Consider the following 24399-nt stretch of genomic DNA (forward strand, 5'->3'; position numbering starts at 1 on the left):
CAGGAAATGGGGTGCCCTCTGGTTAATTCGGGTCTTCGAAATGCCCCGCGCCGGCAAAGTTGCCGCCGTGGTAGCGCGCCGCCGGCTCGTAGTTTTTCAGCGGCGGATGCTCGGCCAGCACTTTTTCGCGGTAGTCATCAGCGCTGTCTTTTGGCGCATAGCCAATCGACGAGGCCAGGCGGTTATCCCAGAGGCTTTCGCGGTTGGCGGACATGCCGTACACCACCATGTGCCCGACCCGCGGCGCCAGCAGCGAGCGCTCGGTGAGCTGGGCAAAATCGTCGAACGACAGCCAGGTGGCGAGCATGCGCCGGTCCAGCGGTTCGGGGAACGACGAGCCGATGCGCAGGTTCACCGACTCGATGGCGAACTTGTCCCAGTAGTAGCGGCCTAGGTCCTCGGCAAAGCACTTGCTCACGCCGTACAGGCTGTCCGGGCGGTGGGCGGCGGTGGCATCGATGGTCTCGGTGCGGTCGTAGAAGCCGATAGCGTGGTTGGAGCTGGTGTACACCACACGCTTCACGCCGTTGCGCCGGGCCGCTTCGTAGATGTTGTAGGTGCCGACGATGTTACCGTTGAGGATTTTCGCGAAGGTGTCCTCGACCGGCACGCCACCGGCGTGAACGATGGCATCGACGCCCTCGGTCAGCGGCAGCACGTCATCGAAATTGCCCAAGTCGCAGCGAATCAGCTCTTCGTGCGGCGCGGCATGGCCCAAATCGGCGATGTCGGTCAGGCGCAGCTCGTCGGCAAATTGCGCCAGGTGCTTGCGCAGCACGCTACCCAGCCGCCCGGCGGCGCCAGTGATCAGCAGACGTTTGAATGGCTTGCTCATGGTTTACCTCTGTTCGATTCGTGTGTTCAGGCCAGTTGCGCTAACGCATCGCGCAACTGGCCCAGGGCCTGTTCCAGTTCCTGGCGCGAGGTGGCGAAAGACAACCGTACGTATGGCTCAACGCCAAACGCCGAACCCGGCACCGTGGCCACCTTGCCGACCCGCAGCAGGTAGGCCGACAACTCAGTGTCGTTGTTGATCACCTGGCCGTCCGGAGTGCGCTTGCCGATAAAGGCACTGACCTCAGGGAAGGCGTAGAACGCCCCCTGCGGCATCTGCAGCTTGAGGCCTGGGATCTGCGCCAGGCCCTCGACCACCATTGCGCCACGCGCCTTGTACTCACGGTTGGCGTCGCGCACGAAGTCCTGCGGGCCATTCAGCGCCGCCACCGCCGCCAACTGTGAGATGCTCGACGGGCAGGTGGTGGTTTGCGACTGGGTCTTATTCATCGCCACCACCAAGTCCTTTGGCCCGGCCGCGTAGCCCAGGCGATAGCCGGTCATGGCGTAGGCCTTGGACACCCCGTTGATCAATAAGGTGCGCTCGCGCAGTTGCGGGCAGGCGGTGACGAACGAGACGAACGGCTGATCGCCCAGCACGATGTGCTCGTAGATTTCGTCCGAGATGATCAATACCTTTGGGTGGCGCTCCAGCACCTTGCCCAGGGCTGCGAACTCTTCACGGGTAAAGATCGCCCCACTCGGGTTGTTCGGCGAGTTCAGCATCACCCAACGGGTACGCGGGGTAATGGCCGCGTCCAACTGCTCAGCGGTGACCTTGAAGCCCTGCTCGGCACCGCAAGGGATGACCACCGGCACACCGCCGTTGAGCATCGCCATGTCGGTGTACGACACCCAATAGGGGGCCGGGGTGATGACTTCATCGCCCTCTTCCAGGGTGGCCAGGAAGGCGTTGAACAACAGCTGCTTAGCGCCGTTGCCCACGCAGATTTCGTCCAGGCCGTAGTGCAGGTCGTTGTCCCGGGCGAACTTGTCGACGATCGCCTGGCGCAGGCCGTCCAGGCCATTGGGCGCGGTGTAGTGGTTGTTGCCGGCCAGCATTGCCTGGTGCGCTGCCTCTATCACGTGAGCCGGGACGTTGTAGTCCGGCTCACCGAGGGCCAGGTTGATCACCGGCTCACCCTTGGCCAGCATCTGCTTGGCCAGTACCGACACCGCCATGCTCGGTGAGCTCTTTACTGCCCGTACGCGACTGCTTTGCACGTCCATTGTTCAGCGCTCCTGTGCGGCATCGAAGCCGTAGTCGTCACGCGCCTGCTCGGCGGTGATGTAACCGAAGCGCACATCGCGCGCCACTTGCTGGCGATCACGCTGACGTGGCTCGCCGTAGCCGCCGCCACCGGGCAGGCGCAGCACCAAGCGGCGCTCTGCCGGCACGAACTGCTGGCCTTTGCCTCGCAGCAAGGTGCCGTCATCCAGGCCGACGAAGCCTTCGGCACCCGCCTGGCCACCTTCCAGGCCGCGGGCGGCGTGCTGGATGCGGTCGAACATGGCGCTGAAGCGGAAGCTGTAGCCCTCGGCCGCCGACACTTCAATTTCCTGGCCCAGGCCGCCGCGCAGTTGGCCGGCGCCGCCGGAACCCTCACGCAGCTCTTTGCGCCAGACCACCACGGGGCCTGCATGTTCGGTGGCTTCCACCGGCATGGTGTGCACTCCGCTGGGGAAGGCCGTGGCGCTGAGCCCATCCATCGCCGAACGCGCGCCCATGCCGCCGCTGTTGAACATCAGCATCTCGGCGTTGCGCCCGTTCGGGTTGCTTTCCAACGGGCGTACGCTCAGGTGCAGGTTCCACAGGGCACTGGCACCTTCTGCCGGCACCTTGCCGGGCAGGCATTTGTGCAGCGCACCGAGCACCAGGTCGGGCACGAAGTGGCCGAGCACATGGCGCACCGACACCGGCGCCGGGTGCTTGGCATTGAGGATGCAGCCCTCGGGCGCGGTCACCTCGAACGGCGCCAGGGACGCGGTGTTGTTGGGGATTTCCGGCGCTACGATGCACTTCAAGCCATAACAGGCGTAGGCCTTGGCATAGCCCAGCGGCACGTTGATGCCGAACTGGCTCATGTCCGAGGTGCCGGTGAAATCGCTCTTGATGCCATCGGGGCCGACGGTGAGGGTCACTGCCAGGGTCACCGGCACGTCGTAGCCGTCCAGCGTCATGCTGTTGCTGTAGGTGCCATGGGGCAGCGCCTTGAAGCACTCGAGCGTGGCGCGGCGGCTGTGCTCAAGGATGAAACCACCGATGTGTTCGAGGTCATCCAGCTGGAATTCGTCGAGCATGTCAAGCAGGCGCTTGTGACCGGTCTCGTTGCACGCCGACAGGGCATAGAAGTCGCCGACCACTCGGTCGTTCTCGCGCACGTTGTTGCGCAGGATGTTGATCAGGTCGCGGTTGACCTTGCCGCGCTCGAACAGCTTCATGATCGGGATGAACAGGCCTTCTTCGTACACCTCACGGGCGTCGGGGCCGAAGCCGCGACCACCGATGTCAACCACGTGGGCGGTACTGGCAAAGTAGCCGATCAGCTTGCCTTTGTAGAACGACGGCGAAACGATGGTGATGTCGTGCAGGTGGCCGGTGCCCTTCCACGGGTCGTTGGTGACGTACACATCGCCTTCGAAGATGTTGTCTTCACCAATGTCGTTGATGAAATGCACCACCGCCTCGGCCATGGTGTTGACGTGGCCCGGCGTGCCGGTTACCGCCTGGGCCAGCATGTTGCCGGCGCGGTCGAACACACCGGCCGACAGGTCGCCGGCCTCGCGCACGCTGGTGGAGAAGGCGGTGCGGATGAGGGTCAGGGCCTGTTCTTCGACCACTGAGACCAGGCGGTTCCACATCACCTGCATTTGAATGTCGATCAGGGTATCGCTCATGTTCTGGCTTCCAATTCAGGTGTTAGCGGCGCACGACCAGCAGGCAGCCGTCTGGCTGGACCGTGCCGGTGAAGTTGGAGGTGACGAAGGTCGAGGTTTCACGCTCGACGACGATGGCCGGGCCTTCCACCCGGGCACCCACCTGCAGCTCTTCGCGCGGGTAGATGCCAGCCTCGACGAAGCCACCGGCGGCCACATCGAACACTTGGCGGCGGGCGACCTCATGGGCGCGGTAGGCTGCGCTCACCTCTTCGATACGCACGACCGGCGGCAGCGGTGAGCTGGCCCTGACCGACCAGCTGACGATCTCGATGTCCGGCCCTTCGATCGGGCGACCGAAGAAGCGCGTGTAGGCTTCTTCGAACAAGGTTTTGAACTGGGCGGTGTCGGCTGCACTGAAGGCCTTGAACGGCAGTGTCACGGGGATTTCCCAGCCTTGGCCGACGTAGCGCATGAAGGCGGTGCAGTCCATGTCCGGCTCGCCCTCAGGCATGCCCTGACGCAAGAAGCCCAGTGATTCGGCCTTCATGTCCTCGATCAGACCATTGACTGCAGTGGCATCGAACTCGGACAGGCGCACGAAGGCGCTGCGTACTGCCTCGTAGCCGAACGGCGCACGCAGGAAGCCAATGGCCGAACCCACTCCAGCACCGGCCGGGACGATAAAACGCGAAACACCCATCTTCTCGCACAGGCGCGCAGCATGCAGCGGCCCGCCGCCACCGAAGGTGATCATGGTGTAGTCGGCGATGTCCTTGCCGCTTTCCACCGCGTGCACGCGGCCGGCGTTGGCCATGTTCTCATCGACCACTTCACACACGCCGAAGGCGGCGGTTTCCGGCTTCATGCCCAATGGCTCGCCGATTACCCGGGCCGTGGTATTGGCTGCGTCCAGGGTCGACAGGCGCAGGGCGCCGCCGGCGAAGTTATCAGCATCCAGGCGACCGAGCAGCAGATTGGCGTCGGTGATGGTCGGTTCCTGGCCGCCGCGGCCGTAGCACGCCGGGCCGGGCTCGGAGGCCGCGCTGTGAGGGCCGACGCGAATCTGGTGCATGCTGTCGATGCTGGCGATCGAGCCGCCGCCGGCACCGATTTCGACCATTTCCACCACCGGAATGGAAATCGGCATGCCGCTGCCCTTCTTGAAGCGGTAGGTGCGCGCCACTTCGAAGGTTTTCGCGGTCTTGGGCACCTGGTCTTCGATCAGGCAAATTTTCGCCGTGGTGCCGCCCATGTCGAACGACAGCACGTTCTCCAATTGGTAGCGGCGGGCGATGTCGGCGGCAAAGATCGCGCCGCCTGCCGGGCCGGACTCCACCAGGCGCACAGGGAACTCGGCGGCGCTCTCCACCGAGATGATGCCGCCACCGGAGTGGATCATGAACACCGGGCAATCAGCGCCGGATTGCTTGAGGGTGACCACCAAGCGGTCCAGGTAGGACTTGATCAGCGGTTTGACGTAGGCGTTGGCGCACACGGTGTTGAAGCGCTCGAACTCGCGCATTTGCGGCGACACTTCACTGGAGATCGAGATCGACAGCTTCGGCAGGCGTGCCTGCAGGGCATCGCGCAGCTGGCGCTCGTGGGAGCCGTTGACGTAGCTGTGAATGAAGCCGATAGCGACACTTTCATAGTTGCCTTCGGCGATGCGCTCGACCAGCGCGTCGATGTCGGCCTGAACAGGAGCGATCAGCACCTGGCCTTTGACATCCAGGCGCTCGCGCAGGGTGTATCGATGCTCACGGTCGATCAGCGGCGGCGGCAGGACGATGTTGATGTCGTACTGCTCGAAGCGGTTCTCGGTGCGCATTTCCAGGGTGTCACGAAAGCCCTCGGTGGTGATGAAGGCGGTGCGCGCGCCACGGCGTTCGATCAGGGCGTTGGTGGCCAGGGTGGTGCCGTGGATCAACTGATCGATGTCCGAAAGCGCAAGGCCCGCCTGCTCCACCACCTGACGCACGCCAGTGAGGATGGCCCGCTCGGGCAGCGTGTAATCGGTCAGGATCTTGGTCGAGTGCAGCACGCCGTCCACGTCCAGCGCGATATCGGTGAAGGTACCGCCTATGTCCACGCCGACTCGGCATGATGTCGCAGTCATCGTCATATCCCCTGCTGTGCTTTGTAGTTGTACCGCTCCGCTGTGGCGGCCTTAATGTAAGTTATATGTTGTCTTACAGGTGGTCAAGCAGTGATTCACAGGATTTCCATCATCGCGGGGCAAGCCCACTCCACGGTTGCCCACGGGAACGGGCTTGCCCCGCGATTGCCTTCAGTCGACGGTCTTGACCATCCGCCCGCCACCAACTGCCTGGGAGGTAGGGAACACTTCCAGGCGCGACACATCCACCTGGCGCGGCATCTTCAGCGCCGCCAGCAATAGCCGCGCAATGTCTTCGGGCTGGATCGACTCATAACCGTCATACAGCTCGCTGCCGGCCGCCTGCATGCCCATGGCAGTCTTGTACAACTGGGTTTGTACACGCCCCGGCGCGATCTCGGTCACTCGCACCCCGGTACCCAGCAGGTCACAACGCAAGGCATCGCAAAACAGGCTCACTCCGGCCTTGGAAGCACCATATACCGCTGCCCCAGGGTGCGGCGCACGGCCGGCGCTGGACCCGATGAAGAACAGGTGCCCCCTACCCCGCCCGACCATGCCCGGCAGGACCTGGCGCGCCAGGTGCAGCGGTGCCTTGAGGTTAATGTCGAGCATATTGTCGATTTCGGCCTCATCGATGTCCTGGAACGCCGCACGAGTAGACAGGATGCCGGCGTTGTTCACCAGTACATCCAAGCTCTGGCCTTCGAGCGCGGCACTCAGCGCCTTGGCATCACGTACATCGGCCTGGAGGGTGGTCACCCCAGGCTCACGGGCAAGCTCGGCCAGCGCCTCGACGCTGCGCCCCACGGCGATCACCTGCAACCCGGCGTCACGCAGCGCCAGCACGATGGCCTTGCCAATACCGCTGGTGGCCCCGGTCACCAGCGCGCGCTGGTAGCCCTCGGGGAATGCGACTTCAGGCATAGATGTAGCCTCCGCTGACGATGACGTTTTCGCCGGTGGCATAGCTGTTGCGGCTGCTACCCATCATCACGATCCATTCGGCGATTTCTGCAGGTTCCGCTGCACGGCCCAGCGGATTGGCGGCGGCCAATTCGCCAAGGAAGCCCAACTGCTTGGCGCGCTCGGTAGCGAAACCGGCCGGTGCTACTGAATTGACCAGGATCTGATCCTTGGCGCAGGCCTGGGCGAAAGATTTGGTCAAGCTGACCACCGCAGCTTTGGTGGCGGCATAGTGGGCGTTCTGCGGGTGCGCCTTGAAGGCATCCACCGAGGTGACGTTGACGATGCGCCCAGTCACCGCAGGCGCGGCAACGTACTGCTGCATGTGGCGCACAGCAGCGACCATCATGTGGTAGGTGCCTTTGATGTTGACGGCGTTTTCCAGGTCCCACTCTTCATCGTTGATCTCGAAGATGTCCTTGCGCGGGTAGATTGCCGCGCTGTTGACCAGGCAATGCACCCGACCCAGGCCCGCGACGATCTCGGCAAACGCGGCATGAGCGGTATCCTTGCGGGCGATGTCGCCGACCGCGATTGCCACCTCCACGCCCTGCCCGCGCAGCTCTTCGGCTGCCTGTACCAACAATTGCTCATTACGGTCGATCAGGCCGATCTTGCAGGCGCCACGCTTGACCATCAACCGGGCTGTTTCCAGGCCCAGGCCCGACGCGCCACCTACGATCACCACCGTTTGATTATCCACAACACACCTCCGCGATTGAGTCTTTACGTAAGATGCCTGTTGTCTTACATTTGGTCAAACATCAAATCGTTGCCAGGTCACATCATGCGCGCCAGCAGCCACTCGCCTGTACCCCTTACTGACGCTCGCGACCGACTCCTCGATGCCGCCAGCTCACTCTTTGCTGCCCATGGTTACCAAGCGATTGGACTACGCGACTTAGCCAGTCATCTCGGGCTTCGCGCCGGATCGCTGTATCACCATATTGACAGCAAGCAAGGCCTGCTCTTCGAACTGATCGAGTCCAGCCTCACCGACCTTATCTATGAAACTCGCAAAAGCCTCAAGCGACCGTGTCATACCAGTGAAAGGCTAAGGCGATTTGTCCATGCGTTTATTTCGTTTAGCCATGAACATCCAGACAAACTCACCTTGCTCACTCGGGAGACGGTGAACCTCACTGTTGAGCAGATTCATCAGATCGAGGGCCTAAAGGCGGCGTATATCAGCCTTCTGAGCGAGATCATTGTGGCCGAGTGCGAGCTGCATGGCCCAGCCTCTAGCCTACACGCCAGATCCATTGCCCAAGCCGTACTCAGCTTGTTATGTGGTCAAGCACAGTGGGGAATGGTTGCGCTGCATACAGAGCAAATGGTCGCGTTTGTACGAGGGATCGTCTGCACTGGAAAATCGCCAAGAGGTTCTCAACAGTAACCGGTCGCACGCCAACAAAGCGACATCCAGCCAACGCCGGCATCGCAACTAGCCCAATGCCAGGCGACGGCGTTGTCCATTTTTCCAGGCGAATGATGAATGTGGGCGCTCACCGTGAAGCTCATATTCGATTACATACAACTGTTCGTTTGACACGAGAATCACTCCTGATTTTCATCCGCAGTGGAGCGACCGCAGACCCAAAAAAATTCCATTTGAAAAGTTGAATGGCGATAGCGTGTCCCATCGGCCGCGCAATACGAACTACCATGGCGAAATGAGAACGCTCGGTTGAAATGACTTCCTCAGGGCGTGAAGCAGACATCTGCATCTTGGGGCCGCTTCGCGGTCCATCGCCGGCCAGCGCGTCTCCCACAGGTGCGGCGCAGGCCTGAAGGCTGGTGATATTCCTGTGGGAGCCGGCTTGCCGGCGATCAGGCCGGTACTGACAACAGAGCTTTGGATCGCTGCCTACGATGGGTCGACAGTTGCCGTTCAAGATCATGGATACCGATTATTTCTACTCTTCGTTATATTAGGTCTGATAAGCCACAGGTTATCCGTACCTATCGCAGCGTTGAACGAGAAGACCTTGACAGAGCCGATACCGATGCCCTCCTCCTCGCCGTTGGTGCTGGCGGAGCTAGCCGACAGCACCCGCGCCGCGGCCGAGGCATTCATCGCGGCAGGCACCGCAGCCAATACCGTGCGCAGCTACCAGAGCGCCCTCACCTATTGGTCCGCCTGGCTGCAACTGCGCTACCGGCGGGCACTCGGTGATGGCGCCCTGCCCCCGGAGGTGGCATTTGGTCTACTTGACCCTACACTTTACCCGCCATTCGGGGAAATCTTCCCACCCAACCTGAACGAGCCCCGTACCGCTGGGTCACCCATCACACTGATTTGCGAGTGATCCTCGGTAAGCCCCGATGTGACGAATTAGCGATATATTGAATGGGGCAGCTTCCTTCCCTCCCCAAGGCAACTGCGCGCTACCAACTGCTGCTAAGCCAGTCCGACCTCAACGAAAGCCACGAGTCCGAGCTGATTGATGCCATTCTTGCCCGGCGTCCCGATGGCATCGTGCTCACTCGCCGACTGCGAAGCGAGGCCGCGCGGGAGAAGCTAATGATTCGAGGTGTACCAGTGGTCGAAACCTGGGAGCTGAGCGAACAGCCGATTGATACCGTGGTGGGTTTTTCGCATGAGGCGGTTGGCACAGCCATGGCCGAGCAAATCGTTGGCCGTGGCTACCGCCGAGTCGGCCTGATCTGGAGCGATGACGACCGTGCCAGCCGACGTCGCCAGGCCTGTATAGCTGCATTGCAACACGCAGCAGTCGAGATTGTTGCTTCGGAAATGGAGTCCGCGCCGGTGAACATGGGTCATGGCCGTCAGGCCATGGCACGACTGCTTGCCGCTAATGTGAAAATGGATGCTGTGATCTGCAGCATCGACCTGCTGGCCCAAGGGGTCATGGCCGAGGCACAGGCTCAAGGCCTGCGCATTCCCACCGATATTGCGGTGATGGGTTTTGGTGACCTGGAATTTGCGGCCCACACTCACCCGCGTCTTAGCACAGTTAACATAGACGGCGGGCGGATCGGTTTGCGTACAGCGCAATTGCTGCTCCAACGTATAGACGGCAGCCTGGCGCGCGGCGAATGTGTAGAAGATGTAGGCTTTAATCTTGTTGTGCGCGAGAGCACCTGAAAGCCGCGCTCATCAATCGACCCAAATCGACCCAGCGGCGTAACTGCGCAGCCATGCGATCCCAAGCCTGTTCAACCTCTGCTACCCCGAACGCGCGTAAGCTCGAATGCACCATACCCTCCCCCACCCACACTTCGGCGGGCACGCCGCTCGCCATCAGGGCAGCGGCATAAGCGATCCCGTGGTCGCACAGCGGGTCTACCCGCGCGACGATCACTAGCGCCGGTGCCAGCCCCCCAAAGTCATCGCCCTCCAGTGGCATAGCCTGTGGGTCGCTTCGTTCGGACTCATCGGGAAGAAAGCCTTGCAGTGATTGCATCAAGCCCGCCACGGTCATCATCGGGGCCTTGGCATGTTCCCGCATCGACGCGAGATCCTGGCGTGCAGTAAGTACCGGGTAGACTAGCAATTGACCCAACGGTTGCGGCTGGCCAGCCTCAAGCAGCGCTCTACACAGCCCGGCTGCCAAGGTGCCCCCAGCGCTGTCGCCGGCAACTATCAACGCACTCTGGCTGAGGTTGGCATCTACTTCGCCGTTGCGCAGTGCCGTCCAAGCTTTGATGCAGTCATGTAGTGGTGCGGGGAAAGGATGTTCGGGTGCAAGTCGATACTCCACGGCCACGATGGCCAGTTGTGCCCGCTGAGCCAGGGCGTATGCGAACCAGTCGTGAGTGTCGAGGTTACCCAAGTCCCAGCCACCACCGTGCAGGTATAACAGGGTTGGCCAGCCACCTTCAGGCACCTCGCCAGCGGGTTGATAGCAACGCAAGCGCAGGCCTTCAACATCGATATCGTCAATGCGCCAGCCCACAGGTACCGGGGGAGTGCAGTGTCGGCAAGCCTGCAAAAATGCCGCACGGCGAGCTGCCAATGTGTTTACCTCGGAGGCAAAACGTTGGCTGCTGTCGATGTAGGCTTGCATAGCCGGGTCAAATTGGGGTGGCATCGTTGGGTTCCTCGTCATCAACTCGTGGTGATAAGTTGCCGGGGTGCATTCAATCCCGGCGTGGGGCTCAGAACAACGGCAAGGTATAGGCAACGATTACCCGGTTCTCATCCCGTCGCCCGGTTACATCGCCGCGTAACTCGACGTTGCGCCAGCGCAGCACCAGGTTTTTCAGCGGCCCGCTCTGGATTACATACGAGATATCAAGGTTGCGCTCCCATTCACTCCCATCCTCCCCGCCCACCTTGAAATTGTCTCCGCGCACATAGCGGGCGAACGCCGTTAAGCCCGGCATGCCAAACGCTGCGAAGTCCACATCGTAACGTGCCTGCCAGGAGCGTTCCTGGGCGCGGTCGAAACGCAATACCTGCACGGCGTTGGCTACCCCTGGCAGATCGGTGTCGTGAATGAACGGCAATGCACTGTCGCCGGCGTTGTACTGGTAACCCAGGCGGAAGGTATGCGCTCGAAGGTTGGCACTGAGCATCGCCGAGGTCATGCGGCTGTCTAGCTTACCGGCCTCTTCGCTTCCGGACTCGCCGGTGTCGAGATAATTGAGGGTGCCGGACAGTTTCCAGTTACCTGCCTGGAGGCTTTGGGTACCGGTGTACAGTGTCTGTTGATAGACATCCTGCAGGCGGCCCGTCCACAATCCCAGAGAGGTTTGCGCAGTGGCGCGCCAGGTTCCACCCAGGTAGTCGAAGCGATCACTGAAAACACTGTAATAATTGCCGACCTGAATGTCGCGAGCGCCGGCGAACTCGCGTTGGTTCACCTTGCGCAATTGGCCCACACCGAGATCTAAATTGGCGAATTCGCGGATATCCAGCATGGCGCCTTCGAAGAATTGGGGCAGCAAGCGCGCATCGCCAGAGCTCACCAGAGGAATTTTCGGGAACAGCCCGCCCACTTTCAGTTCACTCTTTGAATACTTGAGCTTTAGTGCTGCCGTGGCTTCAGAGTACTCGTCCACCGAGCGCGGGTCGGCATTACGCGCCCCCCCTGCCCGGTCGTAGGCTCCGGGTAGCAATGCGGTGCCGCTGCGCGAAGGAGACGAATCGAGCTTCAAGCCAAGCCCTGCGTAGATATCCACCCCTACTCCAACGGTGGTGTCGGTGTAACCCGACTCACCCTTGAGAATGAAGCCTTGTGCCCACTCCTCCAGCTTGGACTGGGCAGGCTTGGTGGAATCGCGCAAGTCATGGTTGTAGTAGAAATTGCGAAACGTGAGGTTCGCCTTGCTATCGTCCAAAAAGGCCGCTTGAGCACACAAAGGCCCGAGCCCCAACAGCAGCGACAAGGGTTTAGCAGCGCGAGCGAAGCCCGCTCCAGTCAAGGAGTCTTTCATTATTGTTGTTCTCTGTTATGGGTTGTATCGGATGCGGCGGCCGAGTCGCGACTCAGCGTTCTTGCCAGGTAAAATCGAGGGAGGCTTGCAGGCGCTGCCCGGGCGCGAGCTCTAGGGTTCCAGTCTGCGCCCAGCTATCGGGCGGTTGGTTGAACGCATCGGCCAGATGTGACACCGGCTCCAGGCACAGGTACGGGCTATCGGCGGGAGCGAAGGCCACGAAGTGGCTCAAGGGCTCGCTTGCCTTAAGGGAGAGAATGCCGCTGGGGTAGTCGAGCAGCAGTTGGCCATCCCAGGCTGACTGGTAATGCGCCATCGCCTGGCCCTCATCGGCATCAATCAACTGCGCCTGTATCACTTCGCCGTAGACACCTGTCGCAAGATACTGGTCATCGATCTGCCATTCTCGGCCAACCTGATAGCGCACCTTTAATCCTGGTTGGCGCAGGAAGTACGGATGCAATCCCAGACCGGCAGGCATTGGCGAATCGCCCAGGTTGATCAGCACCAGTTCGATGCTCAGGCGTTGCCCATCAAGCAGGTAGTGCTGCTCTGCACGGAACGCCCAAGGCCAGTGCTCGCCTTGGTATTTGCAGGCTATCGTTAACTGCTGGTCGCTTTGATCCACTACTTGCCATGGCACCGTGTGGGTCACGCCGTGCAAGGTATGCGGCTTTGCGGCAGGGTGAGCCGACAATGGGTAGTCGCGCCCGGCAAAATGCAGATGAGCATTGCGGATGCGGTTGGAATAAGGAATCAGCGGATAAGCGCCGGCTCGCGGCCAGTCCAGCGGGTCGAATGCTTCGGCGCTGATCGGCAATAGCACGTCGAGTCCGCCGGCGCGCAGGTGCGCGATTCGTCCGCCCCACGCAGGCAGCAATCCAATCGACCAAGTGGCATTGTTCAGCAGCAACGGTTGCATGAAACCTCCTGTGCCCTGACTCGGGCACGGCTTGGCCCAGCCGCCGCACCTGAGCACGGCAGAGGGAAACAGAACGGGAACGGCGCGTGGCTTAGCGGCGGAAGCGCTCGACCACAGTGAGGTCGATGTCCAGGCCCAGCCCTGCGCCACGCGGGACCTGTAACTGATTACCCTGGCGCAATTGCTCCTGCGGGTACAGCCAGCCTGCAGGCTCGACGAACAGGTACTCCACCTGCGACACCCGTGGCTGCACCGCTGCCAGGTGCAAGGTGGCGATCAGGCCTGGGCCGAAATACGGGCAATGTGGGAGTACCACTGCATCGTGCTGATCAGCCAGTGCAGCGATTCGCAGGCACTCGGAAATACCGCCGACCTTGGTCACGCTGGGTTGGATCGAGTCCACCGCGCCGGCCAGCAGTGCTTGTTCAAACTGCACTGCTGTACACCAGTTCTCCCCCCCAGACAGCGGCACGCCCTGCCCTCGCAAGCTGGCCAGGGTAGCGAAGTCTTCGGGCGGGAAAATCGGCTCCTCAAGCCAGGCCAGTTGCAGGTCAGCCAAGGCCGGCAGCCATTCACGGGTATCGGGCACAGTCCAGGCGCAGTTCACATCGGTAGCCAGCGGCACATCGAGGCCAATCGCGCGGCGGCAGGCAGCAATTTCCGGCAGGGTTACTTCATGCAATTTGATATCGCGGAAACCCATCGCCAGTGCCTTCTCGCAGATTGCCGGCGCCACTACATCGTCGGCATAGCGCACCAGGCTGGCATAGGCTGCCACTTCCTCGCGCCGGGCTTGGCCCAGCAACGCGTGCAGCGGCACGCCCTGACGACGGGCAGCCAGATCCCATAGCGCGATGTCGACACCCGAAATGGCAAACATCGTCACCCCGTACCGGCCAAACAGGTGCAGGCGCAGCTGTAGTTCCCGGTTGAACGCAGCAATGTCCTCGACTTGCCGATCGAGCAGTAACGGTGCGATAAGGCGGTCGATCATGGCCTTGGTGGCATCAGCGACGAAGTAACCGAAGGCTTCGCCCCAACCCACGTTACCGTGTTCGTCTTCAAGGCGGATCAGCACGTTTTCCAGGCTGTGCCAGGTAGTCGGGGTAATGCCCTGCCCTTTGCCGCCGTCCTGGAACGGGATTTCGACGATTTGGGTATCGATACGGACGATTTTCATACTTGCTCCAGCACGCTGGCCAAAGGAACACCGGCGTACGCGCCGCCCACGTGGTCGCGGCCAGAACCGACCGGCGCCATTGCATCATAGGCAAGGAAGTTCTCCGCCAAGTGATCGGCAGCGTTGTCCTGAGGGCAATAGCCCAGCTCGCGCGCTCGGCGGTTGTGGAAGAACGCGTCCGGGCATTCCGACACGCCATAGACGATTTCGTGGCGCACCTCTGGATGCTCCAGCCCGATCAGTACCAGTTGCGCCAGGTCTCGGGCGCTCGTCCACAAGCGCAGGCGGCGGGCATCAGCGACTTTAGGGTCGGCGTTACCGATGCGAACGACGAAGGTGGCCAGCTCGCTGCGCTGCGAGAAGGTGGCGCAAGCAGCCTCACCAAACACCTTGCTCAAGGCGTAGTAGCTGTCGGGTGCTACGGGGCTGTCATCGAAGTGGGTAGCCGACTGGCTGTGGTACTGGCCCAGCACATGATGGCTACTGGCGAATACGAAGCGTTTGGCACCTGCGCGCTGGGCAGCCTCCAGCAGGTACAAGGTGGCGTGGTAGTTGGGCTCAACCGTGCTCTGGAACTGGATATCCGTGCCGTGAGCACAGGCCAGGTGAAGCACTGCGTCCACCCCCTCGGCCGCCTGTAGGACGAAGTTCGGATTGGTCAGGTCGCCGACGAGCGCCGTTTCCCCGTTCACCAGGTCAGTGACAGGTCGGCGATCCAGTAGGCGCAGGTTGAAGCGTTCGCGCAGATAAGGACGCAGCGCGGTTCCGACGATACCGGCAGCGCCGGTGACAAGAAGCGTAGGCATGGCGAATTCCCAAAATCATGTGTGGTGCAAAGGCCTGGCGGTGCTGGGTCGCCAGGCGGGGCAAATCAGGCAGTGGCGGCTGCGGTAGCGTGCTTCAGCGGTTTTTTGCCGACGAACAAGGCAACGATCAACGCTCCCAGAATACCCAGGCCCGCCGCCAGGCCGAAGCCGCTGGCGTAGGTACCGGTAGACTGGATGATGAAGCCAGTCACGGTTGGCGCAACGATCCCACTGAGGTTGGCCAGGCCATGCATGAAGCCACCGGCAGTGCCGACCTGGTGATCCGGCACCGCATCCTGGATCAGCGACCAGTAGGCCGGGGCCGTCAGCATCAGGAAGCCGATGGCAACCGTCATTACCACCACCGTGCTGGTAACGCTCTCGACCTGGCCAGTGAGGCCGATGCATACGGCAGCGATCAGCAGACAGGTCACCAGCACCACCTTGCGCGAGAACAGTTGCTTGCCGGTGCGCTTGAACACCCAGTCGATCAGCAGGCCGCCGCAGACGAAGCCGATCGTGCCCACGAGCCAGGGCAGCGCGGTGACGATGCTCATCGCCTTCAGGTCGATGCCTTTGGCGTCGATCAGGTAGCTGGGGAACCATGTCATGAAGAAGTAGAGGATGTAGTTGTAGCAGAACAGCGAAACACCGGTGACTAGCACCGAGCGCTGCAAGATAATCTGCAACACCGGCGTGCGCGGCGCGTCTTCTGCTGTGGTTACCGGTGCCTCGCGGCCCTCATTGATTAGCGCCAGCTCTTCAGCAGACACCAGAGGGTGCTCTTTGGGTGTAGAAGCCGACATACGCCACCAGGCGATGGCCCACAGCACCCCGACCACAGCGATGATTACGAAGGCTACACGCCAGCCTAGCCACAAAGCGAGAAAACCCACGATCGGACCGGCCAGGGCGCCCCCCAGGGGGCCACCAGCCTGGTTGATGCCGATGGCGCGGGCGCGCTCCTTGACCGGGAACCAGCTGTTTACTGTCTTGTTGGCGGTGGTCGACACCGGGCCTTCACCCACACCAAACAGCGCACGCACGATCAGTAGCGACCAGAAATTGAAGGCCAGAGCGGTTGCACCGCACAGCACCGACCAGAAACTCATCGACCAGGTCAGCACACGCTTGGGGCCGAAGCGGTCGGCAAGGTAGCCACCGACGAAGCAGAACAGGGCATAACCGAAGAAGAAGCTGCTGAAGATCATGCCTTTTTCGGCAGGCGTAAGGTGATATTCCTGAGTAATGAAGGGCATAGCGATCGACAAGGCAGCGCGATCGACATAGTTGATGATCATGGCGACGAACAGCATCGTCAGGATCGTCCAGCGGTAGTTCTTTTTCTTGTTCATGTGCGACTCCGCCCGGCACCTGTGATGCCGGATCTTTTTTGTTATAGCGCCTGCCCGCAGCCAGCAGGTCAGGCACTGATCAGGGGTCTAGACGCTGTAATCCACTGCCACCCATTCGAAGTATTGCTTGAGGTCGGCGACCAGAGCCTGGTGTGCAGGGTGTGGCAGGTAACGTGCCACTGCATCGGCGTCGTCGAAGCTGGACTCGAGGATGTAGTCCCAGCAAATTGGCCGATCCAGTTCGTTTGCAGCGACTCTCCAATCGCGGATGAAGTCGATTCTCTCCCTGAGGTCGCGCATCTTCGCTACCAGCCCTGCTTCCAATTCAGGCTGTGGCTCGACGCCGGGCAGGCGTCGGAACATGACGATATGTCTCATCATCACACTGCCCTCCTCAGCCCAACACCCAGGTTGGAACATCCTGCAAAGCCACCGGGCGAAGGAAGCGTTCGATGGCGGCGTAGCCGACCGAGGTGGTCTGCGGCGCAGTGGATGCCGGCCATGGTCCACCATGCTGCTGGGCATGACACACGGCAACGCCGGTCGGCACGCCGCTGAACAGCACCCGCCCCGAGACCCGTTGGGCCGCGCGCAGCAACAAGCGGTTGTCCTCGCTGTCAGCCTCCAGCCCCCACAGCGTAGTGGTCAGGGTGCCGCCCACCGCGTCTAGCACTTCAGCCACCTGAGCAACTGACTGCGCGGTGACGATCAACGCGGCGGGGCCGAACATCTCTTCACGCAGGTGAGCTTTGGCGATGAAAGATGCGGCATCGGTGGCGAACAAACGCGGGGCCGGGCCAGCTCCGTCGGCCTGCGGGGCAAACACAGGAGTGGCATTGGCGGCTACCACGGCAGCGGCAGTCTCGAAGCCCTGCTGCATGCCCCGGGTCAGCATGCGGTGCGTTGCGATCGGCGCAATTGCCTCACCCAGTTGAGCGACGAAGCGCTGGCTGTGCGGTGAATCCAGCAGCACGACCACCCCAGGGCTGGTGCAGAACTGGCCGCAGCCGAGGGTGATCGACGCAGCCAACGTCTTGGCCAGGTTTTCACTATCCTTTTCCAGTGCCCCGGGCAAGGCGACCAACGGGTTGATCGAGCCCAGCTCGCCAAAGAATGGTATCGGACGAGCACGATCGTTGGCTGCCTGCCACAAGGCCTTTCCGCCCTGGTAAGAACCGGTGAACGCCACAGCGGCAATGCACGGGTGCTGCACCAGATAAGTGCCAGCGGCGCGATTGGGGGCTTCGGCCAGGGTTAGCAGGCCATCCGGCAGGCCCTGGGCTCGCACCACGCCTGCAGCCAGAGAGTACACCGCACGGGAAAGCTCCGGGTGGCCTGAGTGTGGTTTGATTACGACCGGGCAACCCGCAGCCAGTGCAGAGGCGGTGTCACCGCCCAGTACCGAAAAGGCGAACGGAAAGTTGCTGGCCGAGAACATGGCCACCGGGCCAAGCGGGCGCTGGATGCGGGTCAAACGTGGGCGGCCTGCAGGTGGCGCGCCCGTGATGGCCATGTCATCGACCAGGCGGTACGGCACGCCGGCCTCCACTTCACTGGCAAAGCCGCGTAGCTGGAAGGCGGTACGTGCCACTTCGCCATTCAGGCGCCCTTCGCCCAAACCGCTTTCGCGGTCGGCGATGGCGACCAGTTCGGCTTGCTGCTGTTCGAGGGCGCTGGCCAGGCCGCGCAGCAAAGTGGCGCGCATTGCGGCGCTGGAGTCGGCCCAGAAATCGGCAGCGGCAGCCGATTTGGCAACGACTGCATCGATAGCAGCGAAATTGTGGTTGTGCGAGGTGCTCATCTTAACTCCTTGATCAGTACGAGGTGGCGCTCCCGGGCAAGCTCGTCTCAGTAGAGGCGGTCTTACCCGCTAATCAGCCAAAGGGGCTAACGCCCTTTTGGCTCCAGGTGATACCCCCGGCCCACGTAGTCGAAATCAACCAGTTCGTTGATGGACACCTCTTGGTCAGCAGGTGATGCGTAGTAGGCGCGAATTTCCTTGATCAACCCGCTCTGCTCATCGAACACATACCACTCGTCCCCGCGCAGCGCGGTGCCGAGTTTGTTTTTCCAATGCGTCCACTCGATGACTGCTTCGTTGCTGTCGTGGCTGACCAGGATCTTCTCGATAGTCCACTGCGACCCCAGGTTTTCCACGCACCAAACCCACTTGCGAGCAATGGTGTCGGCGGTGCGCCATGGCACCTCGGGCAGGCCAGCCGGGAAGTAATGCACTGCATCTGGGGTAAAGCACGACACCAGCTTCTCGTAGTCGCCTTCATTACAGGCGTCGAAATAGCGGCGGATCAGTTGCGCATGCTTGTGCTCGGCCATGGTTCAGCCCTCCTTCTTGTCGATGATCGATGGGATCGGCGGACGACCGGCAGCAACCCAGGCGTGGTAGTCGCAAACCGATGTCGGGCTCGGTGGGTAAACGCCCCATAGGGCTTCGCCCGAAGCGATGCGCATAGCCAAATAGTTTTCGATATCGTCCTGCACGCAGCAGACTTCGGCCAACTCTTGCGCCAAGTGGGCAGGCACGATAGTCAGGCCATCGGCGTCACCTACGATGATGTCACCTGGGTAAACGGCCACTCCGGCGCAGCCGATCGGCACCTGCAGGTCGGCCACGTGGTGGTAGGAGATACGGGTAGTAGCGGTGATTTCACGGGCGTAGGCCGGCAGGCTCATCGCCGCGATCTCGCTGCCGTCGCGCAGCGCGCCGTCGGTAACGATGGCTTTGGCGCCGCGGGCGAGCAAACGAGTAACCAGGATGTTGCCAGCCGAAGCGGCTGCCGGGTCGTTGCGGCTGTCGATCACCAGCACGTCGCCCGGCTTGATCTGCTCAACGCCGACCCACTGTAAATTGTCGTCGTTGGGCTTGGTGGTCATGGTCGAATAGGTGTCGATGTCTTCACGCGCGGGAATGAAGCGCATGGTGAAGGCACGCCCCGCGAACGGCTTGACGTCACGGGTCATGCTGCGCAGGCCGACAAGCGCTGGCTGGCGGAATCCACGCTTGAACAATTGAGTGGTCAGCGAGCCGCTGCTGCACGTGGCTAACTTGGCCAGTACATCGTCGCTGACTTCGACCTGTTTACCCGAAACGCTCTCATGAGCGTCGGCGTAATTGTGGATGACGGACATTGTTGTAGTTTCTCCTCGCGGGTTCATCCGATGGGGGGCCAAGGTAAAGTCCCATAATGTGGGAAACATATTCGTGCTAGACCCTGCTGGCATCGATCTTATTAGAGAAAACGGACCGAAAAAGAGCCAGAATGAGCTCCTGTACCCCTGAGTTCCAGATGGTGGGAAAACGATGAAGACAGGTGAAGGAACAGCCGCCTTGGAGAAGGCGCTGGATGTATTGCAGGCCATTGGCGCCAGCGCCAGCGGTATCAGCCAAGCCCAGCTGGCCGAACAGGTACCTCTACCCCGCACGACGCTGTACCGCATCATTGCCACACTCATTGATCGCGGCATGGTCCGCCGCGATCCGACCCGAAAGGTGTACCGGCTGGGCTTCAAGTACCTGGAAATGGTGCGCAACGCCTATCTGGAACCTGACCTGGTTTCCTCAGCCAGTGAAGAACTTCGCGCCCTGCGCGACTTGACCGGCGAAACGTCCTACCTAGCCGTGCTCGATGGCAATCAAGTCCTCTCTCTGGAGCGGTGCGACGGCGCCCACACCCAGCGCTCAGCGGCCAGCCTCGGCCAGGGCAAGCCCATCTATTGCACGGGGCAAGGCAAGGCGATCCTTTCGGCGCTGCCCCCTGCGGCGCGCGACGAAATTCTTAAAGGCTTGGTGCTGACTCCGCTGACGCCTTTGACCATAACCGACCGTCGACGACTGTTGGCCGAGTTGCAGATCACCCGAACCCGCGGCTATGCGCTCGACGATGAAGAAATCCGCTTGGGCGTGCGCTGTGTTGCCGCTCCGATCATTGACAAGCAAGGCCACGTGCGTGGCGCACTGAGCGTAGCCGGCCCCGCCTACCGCCTGACATTGGAGCGTTTGAGCCTTCTCGGCCCGGAACTGGCTGAAGCGGCGCGCAGGGTGGGCGAACAGCTGCGGCCCGATCAGGCGCCGCAAGCCGCCACCGAGCTTGGCGTGGTGGCCGCGCCCTGGGCTTTCCATGGTGCCTTCCCGCGCTGGCATGCCGGACAGAAACGTTTGTACTGGGCCGACACCCTCGCTCCGGCGATCCACTGCTGGGACGGGCACACCAGCCGCCTGGTGGCCCGCCTGGACCTTCCGATACGCGGCATGGAGCTGCACCCAGATGGTTTGCTGGTGGCACAAGTCGGTGGCTGGTCATTGATTGATTGGAATGGCCAGGAACATCCTCGACAAGACCTGTTGGGCAGTCGCCTGCTAGCGTTGGCTAGCCACCCTTGCGGTGCACTCTGGGCCTGCGCCAAAACGGGCAATGGCTGCCTGATTGGCGAACTGAGCGCTGAGGGCGAGTTGCGCCATGGTTGGACCGTTGCGGAGCAGGTCAGTGCATTCAGTTGGGACGCTTCAGGGCGTGCTGTGTATGCCTTGGCGCCTGGGTCGGGGAATATCTTGATGCTCAATACCGGGAGTATCAACGTGCGCAGGTTGGCCTCCCTTCCCCGAGGTGGGGGCCGGCTTGGTGGGTTGGCGGTAGACAGTGCGGGCGGGGTCTGGACAACCCAGCTGGATGGCTGGAGCCTTGCCCACTTCGATGCAGACGGTAACCTGGATCGCATGGTTGGGTTAACGGTGCCCACTCCTACAGATCTGTGCATAGGTGGTACTGACGGAAAAACGCTCTACATCACCAGTGCCCGGCACTCGCTGCAGTTGGAGGCATTGGCCAGCGCGCCAGATGCTGGTTGCCTGCTACAGATGCAGCTCTGAACCGCCTGCTGCGCAGCACTACTTCAGCCTGCGCAGGTTTCATATCGATGAAGAAGACTTCGCCTGCCCCTCCTCTTCACTGCACAGCCAACTCCTTGAACAGCCATTGCTTGAACTGAGTCACTGCATGCGGTTGTCGATGCCGCCTAGGATGCACGAGATAGTGGCCAACGTAGCGGACACTGTTGCTGACATGCCGAAGCGGGCTGACCAGCTGACCGCTGGCCAGCTCCTGCTCAGCTAACAAGTCAGATTCGAGCACCACCCCCAGGCCGCCAGCCGCCGCTGAAATACTCATGGAGCTTCGATCGAACGCCAAGCCGTAGCTTTTCGGTGGCTGCATGCCGTTGGCCGCGAACCAGCCTTTCCATTGCACTGACTGCCCGTCGCTCTGGATCAGGAACAGCGAATACAAGTCCTGCGGTGAACGAAGATGCCTGGCAACCTCAGGGCTGCACAGCGGCGTCAGCTCTTCGATCCGCAGTGGGGTCTTTTCGTGTGACGAAGGCCTGGGCTCGCCGTAAACGATGTCCAGGTCGAAATCATCGTTGTCGAACCGCGCGTAGTCAGTACTGGCGGAGATGCGCAGGTCGATGCCGGGATGACCGTGCAGGAAGCCCGCCAGGCGAGGCACCAACCACTGACTGGCGAACGTCGGCGCAACGTGAAGGCGCAACGGCACTGCGGGCTCATTGGTCGCAATCGCCAACCCACGGCTCATCTCCTCGAAGCCCCGTTGAACATGATCCAGCAGCATGGAGCCCTCAGACGTCAGCGCCGTGTGACGCGTACTGCGGGTGAACAGCGACACCCCTGCTGCAACTTCCAGTTTGCGTATTGCATGGCTGACTGCGCTTGAGGAGAGATCCAGTTCTTTCGCTGCCTCCACGAAAGAGCAGGTACGCCCCGCCGCTTCGAAAACCCTCAGGGCAGAAAGAGGTACCTTTTTAAAGATCTTCATTGATGAATCCAATTCATTGACTGGCGAATTTAAACCTTTTGTCGAGCCTGTATTTTTACATGATCATCTCGGGGTAACTCAATTCGGCTGGTTACTGATGAATTCGCTGCGTCAGTAGCCCCGGATCGCTGGTCACCAATGGAGAATAATATGACCGAGAGTCGCAATGAGCACTTTGCCCGGATGTCGACCCATGCCTGGCGAATCCGACGCTTCGCCCTGCGCATGGGTGAAGTACAGGGCCAAGGCTATGTCGGCCAGGCGCTGGGCTGGGCCGACGTACTGGCTGTTGCCTACTGCCACGCCATGAACATCCGCGCAGATCAACCTGAATGGGAAGGCCGTGACCGTTTCCTGCTTTCCCATGGGCACTACGCGATCGCGCTGTATGCCGCCCTGCTGGAAGCCGGGGTTCTGCCGGAAGATGAGCTGGAAACCTATGGCTGCGACGACAGCCGCTTGCCAATGTCCGGCATGGCCACCTACACACCCGGCATGGAAATTTCCGGCGGCTCCCTCGGCCAGGGGTTGGCCATTGCCGTCGGCCAGGCGCTGGGCCTGCGCTTAAAGGGCAACGCTGCGTTCGTCTACAACTCGATGTCCGATGGCGAACTGGATGAGGGTGCGGTATGGGAGGCGGCCATGTCGGCCTCGCATCACAAGCTGGGCAACCTCATCAACCTGGTGGACATCAACCGCCAGCAAGCGGACGGCCCGTCCCACGACATCCTCCAGTTCGAGCCGCTTATCGACAAATGGGCGGCGTTCGGTTGGCACGTGCAACGTGTCGACGGTAATGACTTGCGGGCCGTGATCTCTGCCTTCGATATCGCACGGGCGGTACCCGGTGATAAACCTCGGGTGATTCTCTTCGACACCCTGATGGGTAAGGGCGTGCCCTTCCTGGAGCAGCGTGACAAGAACCACTTCATCCGGGTCGAGCCCGAAGAGTGGCAGCAAGCACTTGCCAACCTCGACGAGATCTACGCGACCCGGAGCCCACAATGACCAACGCTTGCGCTGCAAAACCGAAACTCACCACCTCGTCCATGATCGCCTCCATCGCCACTGAAGGGCAGCGTACTACCCCTGCCCCGTTCGGCCATGCTTTGGTGAAGGCAGGCCAGAAGAATCCACGCGTCGTGGGCATGACAGCAGATCTTGCCAAATACACTGACATGCATATCTTTGCGCAGCGCTACCCGGAGCGCTTCCTGCAGATGGGTATGGCTGAACAGCTGCTCATGGCTGCTGCGGGCGGTATGGCCAAGGAGGGCTTTGTACCCTTCGCCACCACTTATGCGGTGTTTGCCACCCGTCGCGCCTATGACTTCATCCACCAGGTGATCGCAGAAGAAAATCTGAACGTGAAGATCTGCGCGGCCCTGCCGGGGCTCACGACTGGTTATGGCCCAAGTCACCAGGCCACGGAAGACCTAGCGATGATGCGAGCCATTCCTCAGATGATGGTTATTGACCCATGTGATGCGCTGGAAACTGAACAGTGCGTTGCCGCAATAGCCGAGCACGATGGCCCTGTCTACATGCGCCTTCCCCGCGGGCGCGTACCGCTGATCCTCGACGAATACGACTACAAATTTGAGCTCGGCAAAGCCCGCTTGCTACGAGACGGCAATGATGTGCTGATCATTTCCTCGGGCCTTATGACCATGCGTGCCCTGGAAGTCGCTGATGAACTGATCAAGAGCAAGATCGGCACAGCTGTCCTGCACGTGCCGACAATCAAGCCACTCGATGTCCAGGCCATCATTGAACAATGCCGTCGTGAAGGCAGGTTGGTGGTGATTGCGGAAAACCACACGCAGATTGGCGGCCTGGGTGAAGCCATCGCCATGACCTTGCTGCAAGCCCGTGTGCAACCGGAGGTTCGCCATGTGGCGCTGCCAGATCAGTTCCTCGATGCCGGGGCGTTGCCGACGCTGCATGACCGCTACGGCATCTCCAAAGACGTCATGGTTGCAAACATTCAGCGTTGGCTGGCCTGACGGCACGCTCGTGTAGTGCGACCCCCGCTCACTTCGCGACAGACGCTGCCCGAGTGAAGTGAGTGGCTCTTCGAGCTGGAAACCA

22 protein-coding genes and 2 pseudogenes are annotated in these 24399 nt (G+C 61.3%); 6 read left to right on the forward strand and 18 right to left on the reverse strand.

All coding sequences use genetic code 11. The annotated features are described in order from the left end of the window. Window positions 1-22: 22 nt before the first annotated feature. The 6 genes from IWW33_RS24745 to IWW33_RS24770 form a co-directional block, all read right to left on the reverse strand. Complete coding sequence (locus IWW33_RS24745; RefSeq protein WP_174141311.1) at window positions 23-835, reverse strand: NAD(P)-dependent oxidoreductase; 813 nt, start codon at window positions 833-835, stop codon at window positions 23-25. 26 nt (window positions 836-861) lie between these two features. Next, window positions 862-2064, reverse strand: a complete 1203-nt coding sequence (locus IWW33_RS24750; protein ID WP_174141312.1) for a pyridoxal phosphate-dependent aminotransferase — start codon at window positions 2062-2064, stop codon at window positions 862-864. Between the two features lie 3 nt (window positions 2065-2067). Beyond that, on the reverse strand, window positions 2068-3732 hold the full coding sequence (locus IWW33_RS24755; RefSeq protein WP_174141313.1) for a hydantoinase B/oxoprolinase family protein: 1665 nt from the start codon (window positions 3730-3732) through the stop codon (window positions 2068-2070). A 22-nt stretch (window positions 3733-3754) separates the two neighbouring features. Further along, window positions 3755-5830, reverse strand: coding sequence for a hydantoinase/oxoprolinase family protein (locus IWW33_RS24760; protein ID WP_174141314.1), 2076 nt, complete (start codon window positions 5828-5830; stop codon window positions 3755-3757). Window positions 5831-6001: 171 nt separating this feature from the next. Continuing rightward, window positions 6002-6757, reverse strand: coding sequence for an SDR family oxidoreductase (locus IWW33_RS24765; RefSeq protein ID WP_174141315.1), 756 nt, complete (start codon window positions 6755-6757; stop codon window positions 6002-6004). Further along, the gene (locus tag IWW33_RS24770) at window positions 6750-7499 is read right to left on the reverse strand and encodes an SDR family oxidoreductase (protein WP_174141316.1); all 750 of its coding nucleotides are present in this window, start codon (window positions 7497-7499) and stop codon (window positions 6750-6752) included. Before IWW33_RS24770 ends, IWW33_RS24765 begins: the two co-directional genes overlap by 8 nt. Window positions 7500-7583: 84 nt before the next feature. On the opposite strand from IWW33_RS24770, the gene IWW33_RS24775 reads away from it, so the two are divergent. Beyond that, window positions 7584-8192: a TetR/AcrR family transcriptional regulator gene (locus IWW33_RS24775; protein ID WP_174141317.1), complete on the forward strand. Its 609-nt coding sequence runs from the start codon at window positions 7584-7586 to the stop codon at window positions 8190-8192. Between the two features lie 29 nt (window positions 8193-8221). Here the strand turns inward: IWW33_RS24775 and IWW33_RS26940 are convergent. Beyond that, a pseudogene (locus IWW33_RS26940) lies at window positions 8222-8348 on the reverse strand (DUF6555 family protein); the annotation flags it as partial. A 454-nt stretch (window positions 8349-8802) separates the two neighbouring features. On the opposite strand from IWW33_RS26940, the pseudogene IWW33_RS24780 reads away from it, so the two are divergent. Further along, window positions 8803-8997, forward strand: a pseudogene (locus IWW33_RS24780) (integrase); the annotation flags it as partial. 149 nt (window positions 8998-9146) lie between these two features. Further along, complete coding sequence (locus IWW33_RS24785; protein ID WP_174141318.1) at window positions 9147-9905, forward strand: substrate-binding domain-containing protein; 759 nt, start codon at window positions 9147-9149, stop codon at window positions 9903-9905. Here IWW33_RS24785 and IWW33_RS24790 read toward each other — a convergent pair. The 10 genes from IWW33_RS24790 to IWW33_RS24835 form a co-directional block, all read right to left on the reverse strand. Further along, on the reverse strand, window positions 9877-10851 hold the full coding sequence (locus IWW33_RS24790) for an alpha/beta hydrolase (protein WP_174141319.1): 975 nt from the start codon (window positions 10849-10851) through the stop codon (window positions 9877-9879). The genes IWW33_RS24785 and IWW33_RS24790 overlap by 29 nt on opposite strands. Window positions 10852-10918: 67 nt before the next feature. Beyond that, entirely contained in the window at window positions 10919-12103 is a 1185-nt protein-coding gene (locus IWW33_RS24795) for an OprD family porin (RefSeq protein WP_231386195.1), read from the reverse strand. 148 nt (window positions 12104-12251) lie between these two features. Continuing rightward, on the reverse strand, window positions 12252-13121 hold the full coding sequence (locus IWW33_RS24800; RefSeq protein ID WP_174141321.1) for an aldose 1-epimerase: 870 nt from the start codon (window positions 13119-13121) through the stop codon (window positions 12252-12254). Between the two features lie 91 nt (window positions 13122-13212). Further along, window positions 13213-14301: a mandelate racemase/muconate lactonizing enzyme family protein gene (locus IWW33_RS24805; RefSeq protein WP_174141322.1), complete on the reverse strand. Its 1089-nt coding sequence runs from the start codon at window positions 14299-14301 to the stop codon at window positions 13213-13215. Then, window positions 14298-15107: an NAD(P)-dependent oxidoreductase gene (locus tag IWW33_RS24810; protein ID WP_174141323.1), complete on the reverse strand. Its 810-nt coding sequence runs from the start codon at window positions 15105-15107 to the stop codon at window positions 14298-14300. Before IWW33_RS24810 ends, IWW33_RS24805 begins: the two co-directional genes overlap by 4 nt. A gap of 65 nt (window positions 15108-15172) precedes the next feature. Then, window positions 15173-16462, reverse strand: a complete 1290-nt coding sequence (locus tag IWW33_RS24815; RefSeq protein WP_174141324.1) for an MFS transporter — start codon at window positions 16460-16462, stop codon at window positions 15173-15175. A gap of 87 nt (window positions 16463-16549) precedes the next feature. Further along, complete coding sequence (locus IWW33_RS24820; RefSeq protein WP_046786299.1) at window positions 16550-16843, reverse strand: Dabb family protein; 294 nt, start codon at window positions 16841-16843, stop codon at window positions 16550-16552. 13 nt (window positions 16844-16856) lie between these two features. Next, window positions 16857-18263, reverse strand: coding sequence for an aldehyde dehydrogenase (NADP(+)) (locus IWW33_RS24825; RefSeq protein WP_174141325.1), 1407 nt, complete (start codon window positions 18261-18263; stop codon window positions 16857-16859). Between the two features lie 86 nt (window positions 18264-18349). Then, window positions 18350-18796: a nuclear transport factor 2 family protein gene (locus IWW33_RS24830; RefSeq protein ID WP_046786301.1), complete on the reverse strand. Its 447-nt coding sequence runs from the start codon at window positions 18794-18796 to the stop codon at window positions 18350-18352. A 3-nt stretch (window positions 18797-18799) separates the two neighbouring features. Beyond that, window positions 18800-19609, reverse strand: a complete 810-nt coding sequence (locus tag IWW33_RS24835) for a ribonuclease activity regulator RraA (RefSeq protein WP_174141326.1) — start codon at window positions 19607-19609, stop codon at window positions 18800-18802. A 172-nt stretch (window positions 19610-19781) separates the two neighbouring features. Between IWW33_RS24835 and IWW33_RS24840 the strand changes: the two genes are divergently transcribed. Beyond that, a complete protein-coding gene (locus IWW33_RS24840; RefSeq protein ID WP_196914416.1) occupies window positions 19782-21347 on the forward strand; it encodes an IclR family transcriptional regulator C-terminal domain-containing protein in 1566 nt (521 codons plus the stop codon). 76 nt (window positions 21348-21423) lie between these two features. On the opposite strand, the gene IWW33_RS24845 is transcribed toward IWW33_RS24840, so the two are convergent. After that, window positions 21424-22308 carry a LysR substrate-binding domain-containing protein gene (locus tag IWW33_RS24845; protein WP_012314469.1) on the reverse strand — a complete coding sequence of 295 codons (885 nt, stop codon included), beginning with the start codon at window positions 22306-22308 and terminating at the stop codon, window positions 21424-21426. 150 nt (window positions 22309-22458) lie between these two features. Here IWW33_RS24845 and IWW33_RS24850 point away from each other — a divergent pair, with 150 nt between their 5' ends. Both IWW33_RS24850 and IWW33_RS24855 read left to right on the forward strand, forming a co-directional pair. Beyond that, on the forward strand, window positions 22459-23316 hold the full coding sequence (locus IWW33_RS24850) for a transketolase (protein ID WP_046786304.1): 858 nt from the start codon (window positions 22459-22461) through the stop codon (window positions 23314-23316). Continuing rightward, the gene (locus tag IWW33_RS24855) at window positions 23313-24314 is read left to right on the forward strand and encodes a transketolase C-terminal domain-containing protein (RefSeq protein WP_115274892.1); all 1002 of its coding nucleotides are present in this window, start codon (window positions 23313-23315) and stop codon (window positions 24312-24314) included. Before IWW33_RS24850 ends, IWW33_RS24855 begins: the two co-directional genes overlap by 4 nt. Window positions 24315-24399 lie beyond the last annotated feature (85 nt).

The organism is Pseudomonas sp. M2 (assembly GCF_015751845.1).
Lineage (GTDB): Bacteria > Pseudomonadota > Gammaproteobacteria > Pseudomonadales > Pseudomonadaceae > Aquipseudomonas > Aquipseudomonas putida_E.

Excerpts from the sequence above, each read along its gene's own strand:
- IWW33_RS24810 (WP_174141323.1), bottom strand. The coding sequence starts at position 15,107 with ATGCCTACGCTTCTTGTCACCGGCGCTGCCGGTATCGTCGGAACCGCG.
- IWW33_RS24855 (WP_115274892.1), top strand. The coding sequence starts at position 23,313 with ATGACCAACGCTTGCGCTGCAAAACCGAAACTCACCACCTCGTCCATG.
- IWW33_RS24750 (WP_174141312.1), bottom strand. The coding sequence starts at position 2,064 with ATGGACGTGCAAAGCAGTCGCGTACGGGCAGTAAAGAGCTCACCGAGC.
- IWW33_RS24840 (WP_196914416.1), top strand. The coding sequence starts at position 19,782 with ATGAAGACAGGTGAAGGAACAGCCGCCTTGGAGAAGGCGCTGGATGTA.
- IWW33_RS24790 (WP_174141319.1), bottom strand. The coding sequence starts at position 10,851 with ATGCCACCCCAATTTGACCCGGCTATGCAAGCCTACATCGACAGCAGC.
- IWW33_RS24775 (WP_174141317.1), top strand. The coding sequence starts at position 7,584 with ATGCGCGCCAGCAGCCACTCGCCTGTACCCCTTACTGACGCTCGCGAC.
- IWW33_RS24765 (WP_174141315.1), bottom strand. The coding sequence starts at position 6,757 with ATGCCTGAAGTCGCATTCCCCGAGGGCTACCAGCGCGCGCTGGTGACC.
- IWW33_RS24760 (WP_174141314.1), bottom strand. The coding sequence starts at position 5,830 with ATGACTGCGACATCATGCCGAGTCGGCGTGGACATAGGCGGTACCTTC.
- IWW33_RS24835 (WP_174141326.1), bottom strand. The coding sequence starts at position 19,609 with ATGTCCGTCATCCACAATTACGCCGACGCTCATGAGAGCGTTTCGGGT.
- IWW33_RS24815 (WP_174141324.1), bottom strand. The coding sequence starts at position 16,462 with ATGAACAAGAAAAAGAACTACCGCTGGACGATCCTGACGATGCTGTTC.
- IWW33_RS24845 (WP_012314469.1), bottom strand. The coding sequence starts at position 22,308 with ATGAAGATCTTTAAAAAGGTACCTCTTTCTGCCCTGAGGGTTTTCGAA.
- IWW33_RS24755 (WP_174141313.1), bottom strand. The coding sequence starts at position 3,732 with ATGAGCGATACCCTGATCGACATTCAAATGCAGGTGATGTGGAACCGC.
- IWW33_RS24745 (WP_174141311.1), bottom strand. The coding sequence starts at position 835 with ATGAGCAAGCCATTCAAACGTCTGCTGATCACTGGCGCCGCCGGGCGG.
- IWW33_RS24850 (WP_046786304.1), top strand. The coding sequence starts at position 22,459 with ATGACCGAGAGTCGCAATGAGCACTTTGCCCGGATGTCGACCCATGCC.
- IWW33_RS24820 (WP_046786299.1), bottom strand. The coding sequence starts at position 16,843 with ATGATGAGACATATCGTCATGTTCCGACGCCTGCCCGGCGTCGAGCCA.
- IWW33_RS24800 (WP_174141321.1), bottom strand. The coding sequence starts at position 13,121 with ATGCAACCGTTGCTGCTGAACAATGCCACTTGGTCGATTGGATTGCTG.
- IWW33_RS24825 (WP_174141325.1), bottom strand. The coding sequence starts at position 18,263 with ATGAGCACCTCGCACAACCACAATTTCGCTGCTATCGATGCAGTCGTT.
- IWW33_RS24805 (WP_174141322.1), bottom strand. The coding sequence starts at position 14,301 with ATGAAAATCGTCCGTATCGATACCCAAATCGTCGAAATCCCGTTCCAG.
- IWW33_RS24830 (WP_046786301.1), bottom strand. The coding sequence starts at position 18,796 with ATGGCCGAGCACAAGCATGCGCAACTGATCCGCCGCTATTTCGACGCC.
- IWW33_RS24785 (WP_174141318.1), top strand. The coding sequence starts at position 9,147 with ATGGGGCAGCTTCCTTCCCTCCCCAAGGCAACTGCGCGCTACCAACTG.